The organism is Candidatus Burkholderia verschuerenii, assembly GCF_001189365.1.
GTDB classification, from domain to species: Bacteria; Pseudomonadota; Gammaproteobacteria; order Burkholderiales; family Burkholderiaceae; genus Caballeronia; species Caballeronia verschuerenii.
Genome location: NZ_LFJJ01000254.1, coordinates 1 through 6692, shown reverse-complemented (window position 1 = coordinate 6692; position 6692 = coordinate 1). Strand labels below are relative to the sequence as shown.

The following is a 6692-nucleotide window of genomic DNA, read 5'->3' as shown; positions in this document are numbered from 1 at the left end:
TTTCGCTCCACGCTTCCTCCCCACGGTCGGTCGCCCTTCCGCAGTTGCGCTTCACTTCGCTCGCTGTGGTCAACTTGCCGCGCGACTTGCACCCGCAAGAGTGCGCCCATGCTGGGCGCACAAAAAAACCCGGCACGAAGCCGGGTGGTTGAAAGAAGGAATCAGCTTGCGCGTTGTTCCAATGCGACGCGCGCGTACGCGAGCGTCCCGTCGTTGGCGCGAAGTGATACCTGCAGGTGTCGCACCGGGTCGGCAAGTGCATACCGTACGCTTGCATCCTGGCGGAATGTCACAGTCTCCGAGAAGCCTTGCGCAATCGAGCGATCGACCCAATCGGCCGCGGTCAAGACTGCACCCTCCTCGGTACAGACTTGCGACACCAAAGCCCGCTCCCGAGCGCGCGCTACTTCGCGCGCAACCCGCCGCGCCTCACGCTGCGAGACTGACAACGACTCCCTGGTCTGCGTTAATGCCAGCCAGCTCGAAGATCGCCCGGCGCCGTGCCGCGGCGCGAACGCCGATAAGCTTGATGCCGAATACCTCTCGCACGGACTGCTTGGTCGCGCGGTTGGTATCGTCCGGACGGTCGAGCACACTGAGCAAGAATGACATGTCCGCATCCTGCAAAGCCTGCGCGAAATCATTGGCGGTGGAATACGAAGTCCTTCCGTGATCAAGGATAGCCAACTGCCGGTGCAAGTCGAAGTCTCGCATGCTCATCGTACCCGTTGCCCGCGCGCCCTCGATCTCAGCCAGTCGACTATCGCAGCGATGATCCGCCGTGATCCGCCTGAGCACCTCGGCGAACTTGCACGATGGTTGTCCAATATCCACCGATTTCAGATACGCCTCCGGCAGCGGGTACGCGTCGAGCACCCCCTTCGAATACAGCAGATCGTCGACTTCCACAATGGACGGCTCGTTACGCGTCAAGCCCATCAACATCACCAACAGCGCTGCGTTCTGCGAGGTAATTGCCTGGTTTGAATGCCGCATCACGCCCACCTGTTAGCGCCGATGTAAAAATGACCCGATTGTCCGAAGAAAAGCGCCGCGACGTGGGTGCGGTGCGGTGCGACATCTACGATCCGGGCCTCGGCGCGCTCGTGACGGACGACAAGTCTTGGTCTAATTGTTCGCGCTTACGCATTGCCCACACGCGTTTGACCTGGCTAACGCTGCATCCGGCTAGCTCGGCCGTCTTGGTGATGCTGTGGCCGGCGCGACGCAGCGCGACAATCCGCGTGTGGGTCGTCGCTTTGGCACTGCGGCCCTTATACTTGCCGGCCTGCCGGGCAAGCGCTATGCCCTGTCGCGTGCGTTCGCGGCGATCCTCGTAGTCCTCGCGCGCCATCTGCAACGCGAGCTTCAAAAGCATCTCTTGCACCGATTCGAGCACGATCTTGGCGACGCCGTTGGCCGCACCGGCTAACTCGGAAAGATCAACGACGCCGGGCACGGCCAGGCGAGCGCCCTTGTGGCGGATCGAGGCAACCAGGCGCTCGACCTCGGTCAGCGGCAAGCGGCTGATGCGGTCGATCTTCTCGGCAATCACGACCTCGCCGGGTTGCAGGTCCGCGATCATGCGCAGCAGCTCAGGTCGATCTGCGCGTGCGCCGGATGCTTTCTCTCGATAAGCGCCGGCGACATAGTAGCCGGCCGTCTTCGCGGCCTTGGCGATTTCTTCCTGGCGTTTAATGTCCTGCTGCTCGGTACTCACACGCATGTAGATACGCGCGACGCGTACTGTCGGCATCAAGATTCCCCTTGGTTATTTTGGTCTGTTACCCATTGGGGGGCAGGTCCATCAGGAAATTTCCAGTCATACCCGGTCTTCTCTTTCAGCCGGCGAAGCGTCTTTTGCACGCGTTCGTACATATGTTCGTCTAGGAAAATGAGAAGGTCTTGCCACTCGTTCCTGCCGCCCACATAAAAACCGAAGCGCATTTGTAATTGAAGCTCAAATCCTGCTTCGTCGAAGTCGATCCGGATGCCTGTTTCGACTGAGTCGTGTCCACCGTCATGCGCGTAGCGTTTGTGGCGTACGTCGAGCAAGGCGTCGTGAACATTGCGCAGATGCGCGGGTATCTCGCCACTTGAAATTCCGGCTCCGCCGCCTCTCTTGCCAAACAATCGTGCGTAGGTCACGACGAACGCCGTTGTCAGCATGTCTTGCTCTAAAGCACCCTCAGTCGTGATTTCGAAGGTGGTAGCTCGTAGACGGTCATACATGTAGCGCAGGCTCGCCACAGTCTGAATAGTGCTGCATAGCCTGAGCAGGCCATTGAGTTCCTTCCCTACCTTTTGTATTGCATCAGTTCCTTGTTCTTTGCGCTCCTCCAACGCCGCACGATATTCCGCTGGCAAGAGATCGAATAGCTCTTCGGGGACGTGAAGGTATTTTTCGTCCTCCCATAGTGTCAGAGCGCACTCACTCATACCGGGTATCGCCAAAGTGTTTTGCTAGTTGCGGAAGCCGCCTCCGTTCAATGGCGGCGACGTCTTGCTCCAGCTTCCATCCGACAAATTCCCATGAGCCCGCTGCTGCTCGTGCGCGTAGCAAAAAGTCGCCATATTTCAGCAGCAAATCCACATACTTTGTTTCGTCATCGCTATGCCCAATCATCTTTTCTCCGCTGATACCTAGCCAATTTGGCTATGGTCTATCTGACCTAGCGTAGCAGGGCAGGCCAAGAATGCGCAAGTGCGGCCTATTTTGGCCTAGCCAAAATTTAAGGTCCTACTTGCCCGGACGGCGCGACGTGGGTAACAAAGCGCGGTATAGTATTCACAGGTATTACGTTTGAATAAAGGTGTCGTTATGGCAACGACCATTAAACTCGATGATGAACTGAGAACCCGACTCCAGCGCCTTGCAGGCCTTCGAGACCGCTCAGCACACTGGATCATGCGCGAAGCGATCACACAGTACGTGGATCGCGAAGAAAAGCGCGAGGCATTCAAACAGGACGCCCGGCGAGCGTGGGACGCCTACCAAGCGAACGGCCTGCATGTGACGTTCGAAGAAGCCGACGCTTGGATGGCGCGGCTCGAAGCGGGTGAGGATGCGGAGCCGCCTAAGTGCCACGAGTGATATGGACGCCGCCCGCACTGAACGATGTGCAACGCCTATACCGCTTTCTCGCGCCAAAGGATGCAAACGCTGCTCGTCGCGCCGTCCAAGCGATTCGCGCTGGCGTCAAAGTGCTCGCGCATCAGCCGCGTCTCGGTCGTCCTGTCGATGGCATGGAATCGGAGTTCCGCGAATGGCTCATCGATTTCGGGGACAGTGGTTACGTCGCACTCTATCGCCTCAGTGGCGGGACGGTGGCCATCTTGGCGGTGCGCCATCAAAAAGAAGCGGGATACTAACTAATGGTGAAAACGATAAACACCGCGTTGCTTTTCGTGTTGCTGGCCGCAGGCGTGCTAGTCACTGGCGCATGGATTACCGTATAGTTTAGCGCCGCGCGACGCTACATAGCTTATGTTTCCTCCCGACGTTTATTTACCGCCTCGCATTTCGGTTTCCATCCAGAAGCAGAAATTTTGCGCCACCATCGAATCAGAGTGGCGCCGATAACAATACTCACCCATCTCAACCGATTCATATGTGGAGAGTGTGACCAACGCACCGGATCGTATTTCTCTTGCGGTGAGGATTGGTGGCGCGAGCATAACCCCAAGACCGGCTACGCACGCATGAAGAGCCGCGTCGTCTGTGTCAAACTCATGAGCAAACGTTAGGTTAGACAGAGACACCCCAAACGTCTCGCACCAAAGTTCCCAATCCCAATTTCCAACTGCGCATTGAAGGATAGGCAGATCCTGAATGCGAATCTCACATCCGTCGATGCGCGATGCGAGCAGGCTCGGAGCGAACACCGGGTGGCTAAAATCGCGTCCAAGCCGCTCCCACCCTTCGGTTGTTTCACCGACCCGGAAATAGCGAATACTGACATCCGAGGTTGGGGGGGGACGGAAAACCTAACGCAGATCCGGTCTCCACACGTACGCGAACTTTGGGGCAAGCATCACGAAAGCGATCTAGAGACGGAATAAGCCATCGCAGGGCTAGTGACGTTGACGCCTGCACATTGATCTCGGCTTCGTTACGGTACAAAGCATCAGCCGATCGTTCAATGAGCGAAATCGCCGATGCGACGTCCTGATAGAACCGCTCACCAGAACCCGTGAGGAAAACAGAATTGTTTCCTCGATTGAAGAAAATAACGCCTAGCTCATCTTCGAGTTTTTTAAGTTGATGGCTCACAGCGCTGGGCGTGACCCCTAGTTCAGCACCAGCGGCCTTCAAACTCCCGGTGCGGGCGACAGCGACGAAGACCCGTACAGCATTGAGAGAAATGCGACGTCCGATCTGCATAAGTTTTACTCAACCTCCCCACAAATTATTCGTTTGAGCACTACAGGCAAATTCAGCACAATTAGACATCAAGAGCCCCCTCAGGAAGTGCAATGCAATTACGTCATACGTACACTAATCTCAAGGCGATTGCTTGGGTGACCATCGGGACTGCACTATTTTCTTTGATTTTTGCGTCAGGTAAGTTTGTTGCAGGGTGGAGTGTAAGTCCATTACAAATTCTTTTCTTGCGATACGCTGGCGGTTTGGCAACGCTTCTGTCTGTCGTGGCTGCACGGAGAGAGCATTTGTCTAATTATAGAAGCAAGAAACCATTTTCTCACCTATGGAGGGCTATCTTTGGCGCTTCAGGAGGTGGCGCGATAATTTACGCATCAGCGAATATGCCGATTGTGGACGCTACAGCCATCAGCCTGCTCTATGTTGTTTTTGTTATTCTTCTAGGAGTACTATTTATGAGAGATCGGCTCACTGTGCAGCACATTGGAGCCGTCGCGATTTGCTGCGCTGGGGCCTCGATTATCATGGCATCACGTGGTGCGTTCACAGCGTTCCGCTTAGCCTATGTCTTTCCAGCCTGCATAGCGATCCTTGGCGCGGCGCTGATGGCCGTTGAGGGGCTGATGATTAAGATGCTATCGCGGTTTGATCGCGCAATGACAGTCCTTCTCTATGTAAATATGTTCGGCATTCTTCTGATGGCTATCCCTGCCTTCATACAGTGGAGGTCACTCCAATTTGAAACAGAGATGCTCTTTGCCCTGCTTGGACCGATCGCGGTGACCGCTCAATATTGTATCGTTCAGGGATATCGCCTTGCATCACTCTCGATTGTCGGTCCAATCGATTACACGTGGTTGATCTTCGCAGGCGTGATTGGTTTTTTATTTTTCGGCGAGAAGCCTACTTTAGGAGTCGCATTAGGCTCGGCGATTATTGCTATTGGGGGAATCACTCTTGCGATTACTAAACCAGTCGCCAGTGAACGGGATAGCAAGTCTCCAGCATAAGGCATAATGCTGAAAATCGGCGAGTTTGTATCAAAGATGCAGGCCTGCACCTTTACGATGCGTTGCAAACGAGAATACATGTATGCGACTACCTCACTTAGCGTTTGTTCTCCTTGGCCTATTTTGGGGATCGAACTTCATCTATATGAAGTGGGCCATGCAGCTAATCACGCCGTTACAGGTTACTCTTCTGAGAGTATTCTTCGGCTTTCTGCCATTGGTCTTCGTAGCCTGGAAAAAACGCGTGCTTCATTACGATCAAGTGCGGCGTCTTCCGCACTTGATCGTAATGGCTGTAATGGCGACAGCCTTTTACTATTTTGCAATCGCGGAAGGCACGGCTCTACTTCCTTCAGGTATTGCCGGTATCCTCGGAGGTTCAATCTCAGTTTTCACGACAATCGCTACTCTTCTATTCCTTCGCACCGAAAAACCCAATGCTTTTTCAGACGCCCGGTCTGGCCCGCCGATGCGCGCGCTTGGCGGCACCTCGCCGTCGTCGGCTTTCTCGTGCAGGTGATGTACTTCGGCCTCAGCTATCTGTCGATGACGGCGGGCATCGCCACATCGGTGATTGCGTTGATCGTGTCGCTGCAACCGATCCTCGTCGGCGTGCTCGCGCCGCGCTTCGTCGGCGAGCGTGTGGGCGTGCGTCGATGGATCGGCCTGACGCTCGGCCTGATCGGCGCGGGTGGTGTGATCGTTTTGCGCGGCGCCTTGCATGCGGATTCGATTGGCCCGGTGTTGCTGGCCGTCGGCGCACTGATCGGCATCACGGGCGCGATGCTCTATGAAAAACGCTTTGGCACCGCGCAGGATCCGCTTACGTCGAACCTCGTGCAGTACAGCGTCGGCTTCGTATTTTGCGCACCGATGGCGCTGCTCTTCGAGCGCGTGGAAGTGCAGTGGAACCCGACCCTCATCGCCGCGCTGGCCTATCTCGTCATCTGCAATTCGCTGATCGCCATTTCGCTGCTGCTTGTGATGACGCGCGCGGGTCGCGTATCGCAAGTCGCATCGCTGTTCTTCTTCGTGCCGCCGGCCGCCGCGTTGCTGTCCTACTTCTTTCTCGGCGAAGTGCTGCCGCCCGCCGCGTGGTGGGCGATGGGCGTGGCCGTGCTGGGCGTCGCCATCGCGACGTGGCAGAAGCGCGCTTAGTGACCGCTAGTACCCGCTAGGCTCTGTTCACATTTGAAGAAATGTGTTTACATCTCATCTTTTGCGTAAGCGATCAAGATGAGTCGAATGTTGCTGACCGATGAGATATGGGGACGACTGGAGTCCATTGTTCCGGGTAA

The 6692-nt window shown here is 55.9% G+C and carries 12 protein-coding genes; 5 read left to right on the top strand and 7 right to left on the bottom strand.

Annotation, left to right across the window (positions count from 1 at the left end):
* Positions 1-161: 161 nt before the first annotated feature.
* The 5 genes from BVER_RS31950 to BVER_RS31945 form a co-directional block, all read right to left on the bottom strand.
* Entirely contained in the window at positions 162-347 is a 186-nt protein-coding gene (locus BVER_RS31950; RefSeq protein ID WP_157056248.1) for a hypothetical protein, read from the bottom strand.
* An 82-nt stretch (positions 348-429) separates the two neighbouring features.
* Positions 430-996, bottom strand: a complete 567-nt coding sequence (locus tag BVER_RS26680; protein WP_050455824.1) for a hypothetical protein — start codon at positions 994-996, stop codon at positions 430-432.
* Between the two features lie 85 nt (positions 997-1081).
* A complete protein-coding gene (locus BVER_RS26675; RefSeq protein ID WP_198155410.1) occupies positions 1082-1756 on the bottom strand; it encodes a recombinase family protein in 675 nt (224 codons plus the stop codon).
* Positions 1756-2439, bottom strand: coding sequence for a hypothetical protein (locus BVER_RS26670; protein ID WP_050455823.1), 684 nt, complete (start codon positions 2437-2439; stop codon positions 1756-1758). Before BVER_RS26670 ends, BVER_RS26675 begins: the two co-directional genes overlap by 1 nt.
* Positions 2432-2593: a hypothetical protein gene (locus BVER_RS31945; RefSeq protein WP_157056246.1), complete on the bottom strand. Its 162-nt coding sequence runs from the start codon at positions 2591-2593 to the stop codon at positions 2432-2434. Before BVER_RS31945 ends, BVER_RS26670 begins: the two co-directional genes overlap by 8 nt.
* Before the next feature lie 228 nt (positions 2594-2821).
* Between BVER_RS31945 and BVER_RS26665 the strand changes: the two genes are divergently transcribed.
* Complete coding sequence (locus tag BVER_RS26665; protein ID WP_050455822.1) at positions 2822-3094, top strand: CopG family ribbon-helix-helix protein; 273 nt, start codon at positions 2822-2824, stop codon at positions 3092-3094.
* A 26-nt stretch (positions 3095-3120) separates the two neighbouring features.
* Positions 3121-3372 (top strand): type II toxin-antitoxin system RelE/ParE family toxin, encoded by a 252-nt coding sequence (locus tag BVER_RS26660; RefSeq protein ID WP_232316831.1) that lies wholly within the window; start codon positions 3121-3123, stop codon positions 3370-3372.
* Between the two features lie 132 nt (positions 3373-3504).
* Here the strand turns inward: BVER_RS26660 and BVER_RS36035 are convergent, their stop codons facing one another.
* Together BVER_RS36035 and BVER_RS32975 are read right to left on the bottom strand one after the other, a co-directional pair.
* Positions 3505-3954, bottom strand: coding sequence for a LysR substrate-binding domain-containing protein (locus BVER_RS36035; RefSeq protein WP_198155412.1), 450 nt, complete (start codon positions 3952-3954; stop codon positions 3505-3507).
* Positions 3932-4384 carry a LysR family transcriptional regulator gene (locus BVER_RS32975; protein ID WP_198155408.1) on the bottom strand — a complete coding sequence of 151 codons (453 nt, stop codon included), beginning with the start codon at positions 4382-4384 and terminating at the stop codon, positions 3932-3934. The genes BVER_RS36035 and BVER_RS32975 overlap by 23 nt, the downstream gene beginning before the upstream one ends.
* A 92-nt stretch (positions 4385-4476) precedes the next feature.
* On the opposite strand from BVER_RS32975, the gene BVER_RS30790 reads away from it, so the two are divergent.
* From BVER_RS30790 to BVER_RS26650, 3 genes are all read left to right on the top strand, one after another.
* The gene (locus tag BVER_RS30790) at positions 4477-5394 is read left to right on the top strand and encodes a DMT family transporter (protein ID WP_083452381.1); all 918 of its coding nucleotides are present in this window, start codon (positions 4477-4479) and stop codon (positions 5392-5394) included.
* 82 nt (positions 5395-5476) lie between these two features.
* Entirely contained in the window at positions 5477-5914 is a 438-nt protein-coding gene (locus BVER_RS30785; RefSeq protein WP_083452383.1) for a DMT family transporter, read from the top strand.
* A complete protein-coding gene (locus BVER_RS26650) occupies positions 5914-6552 on the top strand; it encodes a DMT family transporter (protein WP_232316829.1) in 639 nt (212 codons plus the stop codon). Before BVER_RS30785 ends, BVER_RS26650 begins: the two co-directional genes overlap by 1 nt.
* The last annotated feature ends 140 nt before the right edge of the window (positions 6553-6692 follow it).